This is a genomic window from Zobellia laminariae, from assembly GCF_030553095.1.
Taxonomy (GTDB): Bacteria; Bacteroidota; Bacteroidia; order Flavobacteriales; family Flavobacteriaceae; genus Zobellia; species Zobellia laminariae.
In genome coordinates this window covers 3,087,535-3,102,400 of sequence record NZ_CP130738.1, presented here as the reverse complement: position 1 = coordinate 3,102,400, position 14,866 = coordinate 3,087,535, and the positions used below count along the sequence as shown (strand labels likewise).

Here is a 14,866-nt window from a genome sequence, read left to right as displayed (position 1 = left end):
GTTTTAAAATTGCTGTCTAGGAAAGCTTGTTTTAATTTAAACGATACTACTTTTGCCCAGTGGTTATTTCAATTTCGTCGAAAACTTAGTTAAGAATCATTGTAATAACCTAAATTGGAATCGCTTTAATAAATATAAAGAACGCAGAACACTTATTTTATGAGCAGAAAATTAAAACTGATATGGGATTTTAGGGGTCCGGCCGCACAAAAAACCGCGGAACATCATGTAATTCACCTAAAAGAATTTATCGCAATTAAAAAAACGAATCTTGACATTACTGGTTCTCAAGATTTTAATGATATGCACAGCATAGCTTTTATGGTGGTTGACGAAGCAGAAATGATACCAGTTAGAGATGCCCTTAAACCGCATCGTGGAGAAGTCTATGTTGAACCGGCAGAAAGCTAATAGACGAACTCCCTTATATTAAATTTCTATTAAAACGCATGTTTAGAAAAGGTCTCTTTATAGTTTTAAGTTTACTAATATTTGTTTCCTGTTCTCCTCAAAAACAAGAGCAACAGCAAAAACAAGAACAACGGCAAACAGGTGACCCGTTGGAGGCCATACTGACTTCTACCACCCCAAAAATAAAAAGGGTGATGGACAGCCTTGATCAACATGAAGTTCAGATAAGATATACCCAGATAAATAGAACAGGTGACGAAGTTCACTTCACTGATTTTGATTTTCAGGTAGATTCCAGTAATTATTTTTACCCTGCTAGCACCGCAAAACTGCCAACAGCAGTTGTAGCACTTAGCCGCTTGAACCAGATGGATTCTCTAAGTCTCAACACCCGCTTTTATGTTGAGGGCGATTCTATTGAAACTACCTTTTCAGAAGTTATTTCCCAGATATTTGCAGTTAGCGATAACGATGCAAACAATAGATTAATTGAGTTCTTAGGGCAAGACACCATCAATACCGTTTTAAGACGCACAGGAGTTGCTCCTATTAGGATATGGCAAAGACTAGGTAGTGATGATGACAACGCAACTACGAAACCTTTAATTATATATGAAAATGATAGCACTGTACGTATGCTATCAAAAAAAATAAATACGTACCCAAAACCATTAAAGCTTAAAAACATAAAGAAAGGAAAGGGTTTCTATGAAGAAGATTCCCTTATGACGGAAGCTTTTGATTTTAGTCTAAAAAACTACTATCCTATTGAAACCCAAGATGCTCTTCTTAAACGAATTATCTTTCCGGAGACTTTTGCAGAAAATGAACGTTTTAATATGAGTGAAGAGCAGCGTAATTTTCTGTTAAGCACTATGTACACTGTACCAAGAAAAATTGGTTACGACTCTAAAGAGTACAATGACAGCTATTGTAAGTTCTTTATTTATGGGGATAAAAAAGAGAACATTCCGGAAAATATTAAAATCTATAATAAAGTAGGGGTTGCTTATGGCACCTTAACTGATTGCGCTTACATTAAAGACACAGAAAATAACGTAGAATTTATGATTACCGCGACCTTATTAGTCAATAAGAACGGTATTTTTAATGATGACACCTACGAATACGAGGAAGTAGGCATACCGTTTTTAGCGGAACTAGGCAGACAGTTGTATGCTTACGAGCTAAAGCGAAAACAATAACATCCTGCAACATACTTAGCCGTTGGCGCTAGTCTGATTGAATAAGCGCTGTTTTCTTAACTATAATCAGAGCGCACCTACTTTAATTGTTCTTGAATATATGTTGGGCTCCTGTCAATAAATTACTTCATTTCTCGTTATATAAGCTAGTTCTATAGCTTCAAAACAGTCTATTGAGCCTTGAAAAAAGTAATCTTAACATGTCAGACCACCAAGACCGAATTGACCAGCTTCACCAAAAGCTTGAATTACTTCTTAGTAAACAAGAAGGATTCGCCAAAGAATTAATGAAGCTTTACCATAAAATTGAAGACTTAAAAAAACTTCGGCCTGACCAACTAGCATCAGAAAAAACAATACCGCAACCTGTTTCTGAAATTCCAGAAATTAAGGAAGTTCTAGAAACTGTTGAAATTGAACAAGCAGTTGTTCAAGAAATAATTGAAACTCCTATTGAAGCTACCGCTGCGCAACCTGCAGCTCCCCAAAAAGTTAAAAAACCAAAAGGAAAATCAAATCTTGAAAAATTTATTGGAGAAAACCTCATCAATAAAATTGGTATAGCCATAACCGTAATAGGTGTTGCTATTGGCGCAAAATATTCTATTGAGAATGAATTAATAAGTCCGCTTACCCGTATAATTTTAGGGTACTTAGCTGGCTTAGGTCTTTTAGGGTTCGGAATAAAACTAAAAGCCAAATACGAAAATTACAGTGCCGTTCTTGTGAGTGGTGCCCTTGCCATTCTTTATTTCATAACTTTTGCTGCCTACAGTTTCTATGACCTGTTCCCGCAATTAATGGCTTTCGCCTTAATGCTTGTTTTTACAATTTTTGGAGTTGTTGCGGCATTGAACTACAACAAGCAGGTTATCGCTCACATTGGTCTGGTAGGTGCTTATGCCGTTCCATTTCTACTGAGTAACAACTCAGGAAATGTAGCTACATTGTTTGCTTACATGGCAATTATTAATGTGGGCATTCTGGTTATTTCCTTTAAAAAATACTGGAAACCCCTTTTCTATTCAGCATTTATCTTCACTTATTTGATATATAGCTCATGGATGTTTTTCTCCTATGAGGAAACAGAACATTTTGCTCTGGCTTTCATTTACTTAACCGTATTCTTTGTCATTTTTTATACTGCGGTTTTAGCCTATAAACTTATTAGAAAAGAAAAATTCTTGAAGAGCGACGTGGTGTTGCTGCTTTTAAATTCTTTTATTTTTTACGGTCTTGGCTTCAGTCTTTTAGCAAACCACGAAACCGGTAAAGACTTACTTGGTGCTTTTACTCTAGTTAATGCTATCATTCACTTTGTCGTTTGCGTTATATTATTCAAGAAAAAACTAGCGGATAGAAACCTTTTTCATCTCGTTTCAGGATTGGTACTTGTATTTATAACAATTGCTGCGCCCGTACAATTAGATGGCAACTGGGTTACTTTGTTGTGGACATTACAGGCTGCACTACTTTTCTTTATTGGTCGTACCAAAGGAGTTTCCTTTTACGAATACCTTTCATACCCACTGATGATATTGGCACTCCTAAGTCTAACTCAAGATTGGGGAATGGGTTACGGAGGTTACTATTCCACCACCGAATTGACACCTATATTTAATAGTTATTTTCTAACATCGGCATTATTTTTAGCTGCTTTTGGTTTTATCAATTGGATAAATCAAAAACATAGTATCTCTTTAGAAGGAAAACCAGCCTCTAAACTGCCCGTGATAATGTCTTTTGTAATACCGGTAATCTTGTTGTTTGTTTCTTATATGGCGTTTTACCTAGAAATTGAGCAGTACTGGAAAAACTTGTTTGGAGAATCTGAAGTGAATCTGAACCCGAGTGATACGTATAGTTATGGTGAGCATAATTATGACCTACAGGATTTTGGATTTATCTGGCTTTTCAATTACACCTTTTTATTCCTGACCATATTGGCTTTTGTTAACATCAAAAAACTTAAAAATAGAGTTTTAGGTATTAGTAACTTGGTGATGGGCGTAGCGGTAAGTTTCTTTTTTCTAACTGCCGGTTTGTACATTTTAAGTGAACTTCGTGATAGTTATATAGACCGTGCACTTTCTGAATATTATGAAATTGGCATCATGAATATTGGCATACGCTACATCTCATTTGCCTTTTTCACTATCTTATTGATTACTTTGACAAAGCTTTCCAAACAGGCTTTTATGAATGTAAACCTAAAGATTCCTGTTGAAATTATCACTCATATTTCTATCCTATGGATTCTTAGCAGTGAATTGTTGAATTGGATGCACCTTGCCGGTTCTGACCAATCTTACAAGTTAGGCCTTAGTATACTTTGGGGTGTTTATGCCCTATTCCTAATTAGTTTGGGCATCTACAAGCAACGAAAATACCTTCGTATTGGTGCTATTTCATTATTTGGCGTCACACTTGCTAAACTGTTTTTATATGATATTGCATCGTTAAATACCATTTCAAAAACCATTGTTTTGGTTTTGCTTGGCGTGCTGTTACTTATCATTTCATTTCTTTACAATAAATACAAAAATGTTATTTCGGATGAAACTGAAAAATAAACTTCTTATTTTCTTCGGATTGTGGTCTTGCACTATGGCTTTTGGCCAACTCTCTACGTATGAGTACAAACAAGAATTAAAAGGAATTTCCGAGCAATGGCATACCGTGACTTTACCTAACCATAAGATTTCACAATACCAATGACAACCTTTCTGACATACGCATTTATGGTATTACTGAAAGTGACACTCTTGAAGCTCCTTATATTCTAAAAGTAGCTTCCGAAAAAAATAATAAAAAAGAGATTGCATTTAAACTCTTGAATAGTGCTTCCAACAAAGACGGTTATTACTTTACTTATGAAGTCCCCTCTACGGAACCCATAAATAAAATCGACCTAGAATTCAATCAAACTAACTTTAATTGGAACATTGTTTTAGAAGGAAGTCAAACGCAAAACGAGTGGTTTCAAATACTAGATGATTATCGTATTCTTTCCATAAAAAATGAGCAAACCAACTATACTTTCAGCACACTAAACTTGCCACAATCTAAATACAAATATTACCGCTTACTCGTTAAAAGCAAAGTAAAACCAGAATTAAAACAGGCAAAAATAAGTTTGGACGGTTCTCTAGGCGCTTCATATAACACCTACCCTACTACCTTTATGAACATAAAGCAAAAAGGCAAGACCACAGTGGTGGATATTGACTTAAACCAAAGGTTACCACTAAGCTTCTTAAAATTGAATATTTCTGACAAGGTGGATTATTACAGACCTATGACACTGCAATATATATCGGACAGTGTTACAACTGAGAAAGGTCTTAAATACACCTACAATAACCTTTATCGTGGCACTTTATCTTCTGTAGACACAATAGGTTTTAAATTTGCTAGTACCCTAGCACAAAAATTGAGATTAATTATTCAGAATAATGATAATCAAGCTTTACAAATAGAATCGGCAGTAGCAAAAGGATATACTCACCAGTTGCTAGTCCGTTTTGATAATCCTGCTGATTATTTTTTAGTTTACGGCAACAAAAATGCTCAACTACCTAAATATGACATTCAGCAAATCGCCTCTGCAGTTCCAGAAAATGCTTCTTCTATAGATTTAGGAAATACAGAAGAAATTTCAAAGCCTAAAAAGACACTAAAAAAACCGCTTTTTGAAAGTAAAGTCTGGCTTTGGTTAGTTATGGGTGCTGTTATTGTGGTTTTAGGATGGTTTACTTTAAGGATGATGGCCAAAAAATAGTTTTTATAAGTTGAACTGATATTCTAATCAACCTAAAATACTTCTTGTTAGTTTACCAATCTAGAATCCTGTAAATTTGCATTCTTAAAATACAAAAGCGTGCAAGAACCCAAACAGACCCGAATTAATAAATACCTAAGTGAAGTTGGCTATTGTTCACGTCGTGCGGCGGACAAATTAATTGACCAAGGTCGCGTTACTATTAACGGTACAGTGCCGGAAATGGGCACAAAAATTACCGAAGGGGATGAAGTTCATGTAGATGGTAAATTAATATCTGAACCAAAAGAAAAACCGGTCTACCTTGCTTTTAACAAACCTATTGGCATTGTCTGTACTACGGACACCAAAGTTGAAAAAGACAATATAATTGAATATATCAACTACCCAAAACGTATTTTTCCTATTGGCAGATTAGACAAACCTAGTGAAGGACTCATTCTTCTAACCAATGACGGAGATATCGTCAACAAAATTCTTAGAGCGCGTAACCACCACGAAAAAGAATATTTGGTTACTGTTGATAGAGCTATAACCCCAGATTTTGTAGAACGCATGCAAAAAGGTGTTCCTATTCTAGACACCGTGACGCGGGAGTGCAAGGTTGAGCAAATTGGTAAATACGAGTTCAAAATTATACTAACGCAAGGTCTAAATAGACAAATTAGACGCATGTGCGAGTATCTAGATTACAATGTACAGCGCCTAAAACGTATTCGTATTATGAACATAAAATTAGATGTTCCCGTTGGCAAATGGCGAGACTTAACAGAAGTTGAGCTAAAAGAGATAAATAGACTTGTATCTTCTTCATCAAAAACGCATTTCTAGAAATAGGTTTATTTCCATATAGAGTCCATACCTTCTTCATAGATGGATAATCTCCTTATAAACCAAAAAACTAATATAAAGACCCTTTCTAGGGGTTAAACAACCTTATTTCAACACTTTATATCTCAAAATATAAATTGATTTCAGCGCTCGTATTTAGCTAAAAATCATTAACTTAGAGAGAACGACAAAAATATGTCCTTAAAACATAACGTCATGATACACAAACAAAAAAAGAATACCCCAAATTTCATGTTCATGGCATTTTTTATAATGCTATTGGGCATGATTACAGGAACTCATAATGCTTCAGCTTTCTTTCAGGATGAGACGCAACAAGAAGTTGAATTCATTTTATATAAAGGCGAGGTTCTAGATTCCAAAACAAAAAAACCTTTGGTGTTTGCTTCGCTGGCCATAGAAGAATCCAACATAAGCACAATTACCAATGCGGAAGGTGAATTCTCTATAAAAATTCCTAAAGATGCCTCCAATGCAAATGTTATTGTATCCTTTCTTGGCTATAGCACAAAAACCATCTCCTTAGCACAACTCAATAAAGAGAAGAACAAAATTATGATGGATATTTCCATCACTGAACTTCCTGGGTTGATATTGAAGTGCCAAAAAATGCCGAAGCCTTGGTACGTGATGTACTTAAAAGAAAGGGAGAAAATTATTTTGACGACCCTACTCTTATGACTGCTTTTTATAGGGAAACAATCAAAAAACGCAGAAAAAACGTATCGCTTTCAGAAGCTGTTGTCAACATTTATAAGACACCATACACCTCTCTTAAAAAAGATGGCGTAAAACTTTACAAGGCAAGGAAAAGTACGGATTATGATAAACTAGACACAGTTGCCTTAAAGCTACAGGGAGGACCTTTTAACGCGCTCTTTGTAGATATCATGAAGTATCCAGAGTATATATTCTCGCCAGAGACAATGGACCATTATATCTTTAAATTTGACCACTCAACACGCGTGAATGATAAATTGATATATGTGGTTAATTTTGAGCAAAATTCACAAGTTTTAGACCCCTTGTACAAGGGTAAGCTTTACATAGATGCCAAGAATAAAATTCTTACTAGTGCCATTTATAGCCTTAATATTACGGACAAAGATTTGGCGGCAAGACTATTCGTAAGAAGAAAACCGAGAAATGCCCAAGTATGGCCTACTGATGTTGCTTATAGAGTAGATTATCGTGAGAAAAATGGCAAATGGTACTACTCCTATAGTAATGTACTCTTAGAATTTAAAGTGAATTGGGACAAGCGTCTTTTTAATTCTGTTTATAGCATGACTTGTGAAATGGCTGTTACTGACTGGAAGAAGAACCTAAGTACTGAATTCCCGAAGGCTAAGGATAGAATTAAGACCTCTATTATTTTAAGTGACGAGGCTATTGGTTTTGCAGACCCTGATTTTTGGGGACAGTATAATATTATTGAGCCTGAAAAATCTATTGAATCTGCAATAAAAAAGATTCAACGCCAATTGAGAAAGGCAAATTCCGATGGAGGAACTTCCATTCCTTGAGAAAAAAACAAAAACATAGTTTACAAAAACGGCCAAATGGCCGTTTTTTTTTATGATTCTATTTAAATTCATACTCTTAAATTAAAAGTATGGCCAACAGAAGACAATTTATAGGTGCGGCATTAGGTAGTACCGCAGCGGCATTACTACCCAATCTAGGAATAGCAAACGGTAACCTTTCCATTAGTCCCTCAACAATAAAACCAAAAAGGTTAAAAAAAGGAGATACCATTGCTCTTATCGCTCCGGGTTACGCTATTCAACCCTCCATCTTAGAAGAGGCTAAAGAGACCTTAAAATCCATGGGGTTCAAACCCTATCATACAAATCGAATAATTGGTAATTTTGGCTATCTGAGCAACACAGATGAGGAAAGAGCAAAAGACCTCAATGAGATGTTTGCTGATCAAAAAATTGATGGCATTTTATGTGCTCGTGGTGGCTACGGATGTACTCGAATCATGCAAATGATAGATTTTGAATGCATAAGAGAAAACCCTAAGGTCTTTATTGGTTTTAGTGATATCACGGCTCTTTTGAATGGTATTCAACAAGAAACAGGGCTTGTTACCTTTCACGGACCAGTTGGCAGTACTTTAAACGACCCCTACAGTATTAATCAACTGGAAAAAGTTGTACTGTTTCCAAAGGAGCAATTAGAAATTCAAAACAAACCCCTTCTAAAACCCGAATTTACTACGAATCCTGAGTTTGAACGTTACACTATTACAGAAGGTACTGCCACAGGAAAAGTAGTTGGAGGTAGCCTAACCCTAATTAATGCCTTAATTGGTACGCCACACGAAATTGACTTTACTGATGCTATAGTATGTATAGAAGATGTAGAGGAGGCTCCTTACCGAATAGACCGAATGCTAACTCAGCTGATAGAAGGTAAAACCTTTAGAAAGGCCGCCGGTATTCTATTTGGTGTTTGTGCTGGTTGCAACGAATCTACAAACCCTATTTCCTTTACCTTGAAAGAAGTAATTATGGATAGAATTAAACCCTTGGGAATTCCCGCAGCTTATGGCATGAGCTTTGGCCACGTAGAAAACAATTTTACGTTTCCTATTGGCATTTCCGCTAAGATGGATGCCAGAAAAATGAGCTTACAACTACTTGAGAAGGCGGTATTATAACAATTCTTTAAAAAAAAAGACAGAACAGGAAAACATATTAGTGTTTTTCTCTTCTGCCTTTTTAGATAAAGTATAACCAATTAATTAGCTACTTCGCTAATAAATTTTAATCGGTATAGTCGGAGTTCTTCGTCTTCATAATCCCCATCAAACTCTTTCATAGCGTCTTCTAAGTCATCGGTCTCTGCTTCTAAGAAGTAATCATGAATTTCTTCCTGTTGATCTTCATCAAGCACCTCGTCAATCCAATAGTCCAAATTTAACCTTGTACCACTAAAAACGATTTGTTCCATTTCTTTAATAAGCTGTGGAATATCAATTCCCTTAGCCGATGCAATGTCACTTAAAGGAAGCTTACGATCAACATTTTGTATAATATATAGCTTAAGAGCAGATTTTGCTCCTGTACTTTTTACTACAAGATCGTCTGGTCTAATGATTTCATTTTCCTCAACGTAATTCGCTATGAAAGAAATAAACGGCTTACCGTACTTCTTTGCCTTACCCTCACCTACTCCATAAATAGTAGTAAGTTCTTCTTGGGTAACAGGGTATTTCATTGCCATATCCTCCAAAGAAGGATCTTGAAAAACAACAAACGGAGGTACACCAAGTTTATTCGCCTTACTTTTACGAAGGTCTTTTAATTGCTTTAGCAACTTCTCATCAGAAACACCTGCTTTTGCAGCGCTTATAATAGCATCGTTACCTTCTTTGGTATACGTGTGATCCATTGTCATCATAAAAGACTGTGGAGCATCTAAATAAGTTTTTCCTTTATCGGTTACGCGCAATATACCATATTGTTCTATTTCCTTTTTCAGAAAACCTGCTACCAATGTCTGGCGTATTAAAGCCATCCAGTACTCTTTATCTTTGTCCGACCCTATTCCAAATTCGGGCTTTTCATCAGTTTTGTGAGATGTTATCAAAGCATTTGTCTTCCCTAAAAGGGTTCTTACAATTTCTTTAGATTTAAACTTTTCATGAGTAGCCTTCACTACTTTAATAAGTTTAATAACATTTTCTTTGGCCTCCTCTTTTTCTTTTGGATTCCTTGTATTGTCATCCATATCTGCACCAAGACCGTTGATTTCATCAAATCCTTCACCAAAATAATGGAGCATAAATTTTCTACGGGACATAGATGTTTCTGCGTATGCAACAACTTCTTGTAACAAAGCATTACCTATTTCCTGTTCGGCAACGGGCTTGTTAGACATGAATTTTTCTAACTTTTCTATATCCTTGTACGCATAGAATGCCAAACAATGCCCTTCCCCGTCATCTCTACCTGCTCTACCGGTTTCCTGATAATAGCTCTCAATACTCTTAGGTATATCATGATGAATTACAAAACGCACATCCGGTTTGTCTATTCCCATTCCAAAAGCAATGGTAGCCACAACCACATCTACATCTTCCATCAAGAACATATCTTGATATTTTGAGCGTGTCTTTGCATCAAAACCAGCATGATAAGGCACGGCGCTAACGCCATTTACCTGAAGCACTTGTGCCAATTCTTCTACACGTTTTCTACTCAAACAGTATATAATACCAGATTTTCCGTTGTTTTTCTTAACAAAACGAATAATATCGGAATCTACGTTGGCTGTTTTGGGTCGTACCTCATAAAAGAGGTTGGGTCTATTAAAAGAAGCTTTAAATGTTGTAGCATCTGTAATGCCCAAGTTTTTAATAATATCTTCTTGCACTTTTGGAGTAGCCGTAGCTGTAAGTGCTATTATAGCAATATTCTCATCTAACCTGTTGACTATACTTCGTAAATTTCTGTATTCGGGTCTAAAATCGTGACCCCATTCAGAAATACAATGTGCCTCATCTACCGCTACAAAAGATATTTTTACGGATTGAAGGAACTCAATATACTCTTCTTTAGTCAATGATTCCGGTGCTACATACAGGAGTTTGGTAACTCCGTCCGTAATGTCTTGCTTCACCTGCCTCACTTCTGTTTTTGTTAAAGAAGAGTTGAGTACGTGAGCAATACCATATTCCGAGGATATTCCTCTTATTGCATCTACTTGGTTCTTCATTAATGCAATTAATGGCGAAACCACAATAGCGGTGCCTTCTTTCATTAATGCAGGAAGTTGAAAACAAAGCGATTTACCACCACCGGTGGGCATAATCGCAAACGTGTTGTTACCTTGTAAAAGACTGGTTACAACACCTTCTTGAAGACCCTTAAATTCGGAAAAACCGAAATATTTTTTTAGCGAGGCATGCAAATCAGTTTTTTTCAAAACATTTTTATCTTTTGCCATATCTCGTAAAAAACTTTAGGTAACTGTATCTTAATTTTTTTAACATCATACTTTTCGTTGCGGGGGACTCTAATTTAGTCAAAATATATTTAAGGGTATTAAATTAGCTATACGTCAAGATTATGTAATTTTGTAATCTTAAATATAAAACAAAGTTTCAGAAACTATTCGGGTTTTTGAATAGTTTTATTCAAAACGGTCGTATTTATCGATTACGAGCACATAAAAACAATAGAATCTTAACACTTCTCATAGTTTGAACGATAGCAAAGCTATTCTTGCAGTGGCCAAGAAAACGATAGAATCAGAAAGTGCATCCATACATAACTTGGGCACTTTGTTAAACGAAGAATTTTCAGATGCGGTAAACTGCATTCTTGAGTCTAAAGGCAGAGTCATAGTTTCTGGAATAGGCAAAAGTGCCATAATTGCTTCTAAAATTGTAGCTACACTAAACTCCACAGGCACACCTGCTATTTTTATGCATGCCGGCGATGCCATTCATGGTGATCTTGGAACCGTTCAAGAAGACGATGTTGTTATTTGCATTTCAAAAAGTGGTAGTACTCCAGAAATAAAAATGCTTATTCCACTTATTAAAAGGGGAACGAACAAATTAATAGCCATGACCGGTAATATCGAATCTTACTTGGCTAATGAAGCAGATTTTGTACTGAATACCTACGTGGAGAAAGAAGCTTGTCCAAACAATTTAGCCCCAACAACCAGTACCACTGCACAACTTGTGATGGGCGATGCACTTGCAATTTGCCTCTTGAAACTAAAGGGGTTTAGTAGTAAGGATTTTGCTAAATATCATCCTTATGGGTCATTGGGAAAACGCCTATACTTAAGAGTTTCGGACATTGTTGCCACGAATCAGAAACCTCAAGTACATGTTGATGCAGATGTGAAAAAAGTTATTGTGGAGATTTCAGAAAAGATGCTAGGTGTGACCGCTGTTACGGAAGGTGATGAAATAGTAGGGATTGTAACGGACGGTGATATTCGTCGTATGCTAAACAAGTACGATAACATAAGTGGCCTTACTGCAAAAGACATCATGAGCAAGAACCCGAAGACTATTTCCGTAGATGTTCTGGCCATTGAAGCATTAGAGCTCATGCAAGAAAAGGGTATCTCACAATTATTGGGTGTAGACGGTAAAAAATACATGGGTGTTGTACATTTGCACAACTTGATCAACGAAGGCATATTATAATGGCAAACCAAAACACGAAGACTCCCGACGAAATGTCGTTTTTAGACCACTTAGAAGAACTAAGATGGCATTTAATACGGTCCGTTTTAGCCGTAGTAATATTGGGAACAGTAGCATTTGTAATGAGTGGCTTTATTTTTGACACCGTTATATTTGGCCCCTCAAAAATGGATTTCCCTACCTACAGATTCTTCTGTGACGTGGCTACTTCCTTAGGGTTTGACTCTGCATTCTGTGCCGAAAAGCTTCCTTTTACTATACAGAGTAGAACCATGGGCGGACAGTTTTCTGCCGATATTTGGACTGCTATTTGGGTAGGTTTCATTGTTAGTTTCCCGTATGTTCTTTATGAACTTTGGAAATTTATTAGCCCAGGCTTCATCCTAATGAGAGAAAACATTCAAAAGGTTTCATTTTTATAGCTTCTTTTCTCTTTTTCATGGGCGTCCTTTTTGGATACTATGTAGTAGCTCCATTATCAATCAATTTCTTAGGTACGTACCAAGTAAGTGAGATTGTATTAAACGAATTTGACCTTGACTCATATATCAGTACCGTTAGAGCTGCGGTAATAGCATGTGGAGTTCTGTTTGAGCTACCAATAATTATTTACTTCTTAACCAAAGTAGGTGTTGTTACACCAGAAATACTTAAGAAGTATAGAAAAATTGCGTTAGTAGTTGTTTTAATTCTTTCGGCGGTAATTACTCCTCCGGATGTTGCAAGTCAGATTATTGTAGCTGTTCCCGTCCTTGTATTATATCAAGTAAGTATTTATATTTCAAAGATCGTACTTAAAAAAGAAGCCAAGCGCGAGAGAAAGCAAGAGAAAAAGGGTTAAAGAAATCGTAAACACAAGGCTGTTCCAAAAGTTTACCGTTCCTTTAATTTTTGGTCGTCCCAAATAAAGACCTCCAAAATCCAAAATAAGAAACCTCTAAGATGAAGTTAAGAGCTGAAAATATAATGAAATCCTACCGCGGTCGAAAAGTGGTAAAGGGTATTTCTTTAGAAGTTAACCAAGGAGAAATTATTGGTTTGCTAGGACCTAACGGTGCTGGAAAGACCACTTCTTTTTACATGATTGTTGGCCTCATAAAGCCAAACGGAGGAAAGATTTATTTGGATGGAACAGACATTACCAACTTCCCCATGTATAAAAGAGCTCAGAACGGTATAGGATACTTGGCTCAAGAAGCTTCTGTTTTTAGGAAGTTAAGTATAGAAAAGAATATTCTTAGTGTATTACAGCTTACCAAACTCAGCAAAAAAGAGCAGCTCATGAAAATGGAGTCGCTTATTGAAGAGTTTAGCTTAGGACATATCCGTAAGAGTCGAGGCGATTTACTTTCTGGTGGAGAGCGCAGACGTACGGAGATAGCACGTGCTCTTGCCACAGACCCAAAGTTTATCTTGTTAGATGAGCCCTTTGCCGGTGTGGATCCTGTGGCGGTAGAAGATATTCAGCGTATCGTAGCGCAATTAAAAGACAAGAATATTGGTATTCTTATTACCGATCACAACGTACAAGAAACTTTGGCTATTACAGAAAGGTCATACCTTATGTTTGAAGGTGGCATTCTAAAATCAGGCGTTCCAGAAGATTTAGCTGCAGATGAAATGGTCCGTAAGGTATACTTAGGACAAAACTTTGAGCTTCGTAAAAAGAAACTTGACTTCTAAATTTAGCTTTTAGAAGTTCCTAGATTAGAAACCAAAGAGGCTACCACATAAAATACAATGATAAACGGTACGGCCAAAAACTTTAGCGTTAATAAAAGTACCGCACTTACAATAAGAAAAATATAGCGGAGCGCATTGTCCTTAAAATTCCAAGTTTTGAATTTTAATGCGAACAGTTCAATATTTTCGTTCAGTAGATAAGTGCTCAACACCGTCATGAAAATCAAAAACCATTCGTTTAAAATAATATCGTTCAAAGCATCATTGTTCTGATATAGTAATATTAATGGCAACGAAAGAATTAGAAGTGCATTTGCAGGAGTTGGTAAACCTACAAAAGAAGAAACTTGATTTTCATCAATATTAAACTTCGCTAATCTATATGCTGAACCAAGGGTGATTAAAAAACCAAGAAAAGGAAGCAACCCAGATATACCATCAAAAGAAAAAACAGCACCATCGCTAGCATTCCAACCACCACTTGTAGACATTCCTAATAATTGAAACATTACAATTAAGGTACAAGACCACTGGTAATCATATCCGCAAGAGAATCTAACTGAACGCCAAGTTCACTTTGAACATTCAAGACCCTTGCTGCCAATCCATCAAAGAAATCAAAGAAAATTCCTAAAAACACGAACAATGCCGCCATTTCTAGCTGGTTAGATACCGCAAAAACGGTGGCGACACATCCACAGAAAACATTCAATAAAGTGATTAGGTTAGGAATATATTTTTTCATGAAATGAT

At 36.3% G+C, this 14,866-nt stretch carries 11 protein-coding genes and 2 pseudogenes; 11 read left to right on the top strand and 2 right to left on the bottom strand.

All coding sequences use genetic code 11. The annotated features are described in order from the left end of the window. The first annotated feature begins 159 nt into the window (after nt 1-159). From Q5W13_RS14845 to Q5W13_RS14815, 8 genes are all read left to right on the top strand, one after another. The gene (locus Q5W13_RS14845) at nt 160-411 is read left to right on the top strand and encodes a hypothetical protein (protein ID WP_304443529.1); all 252 of its coding nucleotides are present in this window, start codon (nt 160-162) and stop codon (nt 409-411) included. A gap of 38 nt (nt 412-449) precedes the next feature. Beyond that, the gene (locus Q5W13_RS14840) at nt 450-1,616 is read left to right on the top strand and encodes a serine hydrolase (RefSeq protein WP_304443528.1); all 1,167 of its coding nucleotides are present in this window, start codon (nt 450-452) and stop codon (nt 1,614-1,616) included. 173 nt (nt 1,617-1,789) lie between these two features. Next, on the top strand, nt 1,790-4,189 hold the full coding sequence (locus Q5W13_RS14835) for a DUF2339 domain-containing protein (protein ID WP_304443527.1): 2,400 nt from the start codon (nt 1,790-1,792) through the stop codon (nt 4,187-4,189). A 260-nt stretch (nt 4,190-4,449) separates the two neighbouring features. Next, a complete protein-coding gene (locus tag Q5W13_RS14830) occupies nt 4,450-5,397 on the top strand; it encodes a DUF3999 family protein (protein WP_304443526.1) in 948 nt (315 codons plus the stop codon). 99 nt (nt 5,398-5,496) lie between these two features. Next, nucleotides 5,497-6,228: a 23S rRNA pseudouridine(2604) synthase RluF gene (rluF, locus tag Q5W13_RS14825; RefSeq protein ID WP_304443525.1), complete on the top strand. Its 732-nt coding sequence runs from the start codon at nt 5,497-5,499 to the stop codon at nt 6,226-6,228. A gap of 216 nt (nt 6,229-6,444) precedes the next feature. Then, on the top strand, nt 6,445-6,930 hold the full coding sequence (locus Q5W13_RS25145; protein WP_368662263.1) for a carboxypeptidase-like regulatory domain-containing protein: 486 nt from the start codon (nt 6,445-6,447) through the stop codon (nt 6,928-6,930). Then, nucleotides 6,870-7,775, top strand: a complete 906-nt coding sequence (locus Q5W13_RS14820) for a carboxypeptidase-like regulatory domain-containing protein (protein ID WP_368662262.1) — start codon at nt 6,870-6,872, stop codon at nt 7,773-7,775. Before Q5W13_RS25145 ends, Q5W13_RS14820 begins: the two co-directional genes overlap by 61 nt. Before the next feature lie 89 nt (nt 7,776-7,864). Further along, nucleotides 7,865-8,917, top strand: a complete 1,053-nt coding sequence (locus tag Q5W13_RS14815; protein ID WP_304443524.1) for a S66 peptidase family protein — start codon at nt 7,865-7,867, stop codon at nt 8,915-8,917. Between the two features lie 80 nt (nt 8,918-8,997). Here Q5W13_RS14815 and Q5W13_RS14810 read toward each other — a convergent pair whose 3' ends face one another. Beyond that, nucleotides 8,998-11,208, bottom strand: a complete 2,211-nt coding sequence (locus Q5W13_RS14810) for a RecQ family ATP-dependent DNA helicase (RefSeq protein WP_304443523.1) — start codon at nt 11,206-11,208, stop codon at nt 8,998-9,000. A gap of 256 nt (nt 11,209-11,464) precedes the next feature. Here Q5W13_RS14810 and Q5W13_RS14805 point away from each other — a divergent pair, with 256 nt between their 5' ends. The 3 genes and pseudogenes from Q5W13_RS14805 (at nt 11,465) to lptB (ending at nt 14,113) form a co-directional block, all read left to right on the top strand. Further along, entirely contained in the window at nt 11,465-12,430 is a 966-nt protein-coding gene (locus tag Q5W13_RS14805) for a KpsF/GutQ family sugar-phosphate isomerase (protein WP_304443522.1), read from the top strand. Continuing rightward, a pseudogene (gene tatC, locus Q5W13_RS14800) lies at nt 12,430-13,271 on the top strand (twin-arginine translocase subunit TatC). Before Q5W13_RS14805 ends, tatC begins: the two are co-directional and overlap by 1 nt. 101 nt (nt 13,272-13,372) lie before the next feature. Then, entirely contained in the window at nt 13,373-14,113 is a 741-nt protein-coding gene (lptB, locus tag Q5W13_RS14795; RefSeq protein ID WP_155594326.1) for an LPS export ABC transporter ATP-binding protein, read from the top strand. Nucleotides 14,114-14,115: 2 nt separating this feature from the next. Here the strand turns inward: lptB and Q5W13_RS14790 are convergent. Beyond that, nucleotides 14,116-14,858: pseudogene (locus tag Q5W13_RS14790) on the bottom strand (CDP-alcohol phosphatidyltransferase family protein). Between the last annotated feature and the right edge of the window lie 8 nt (nt 14,859-14,866).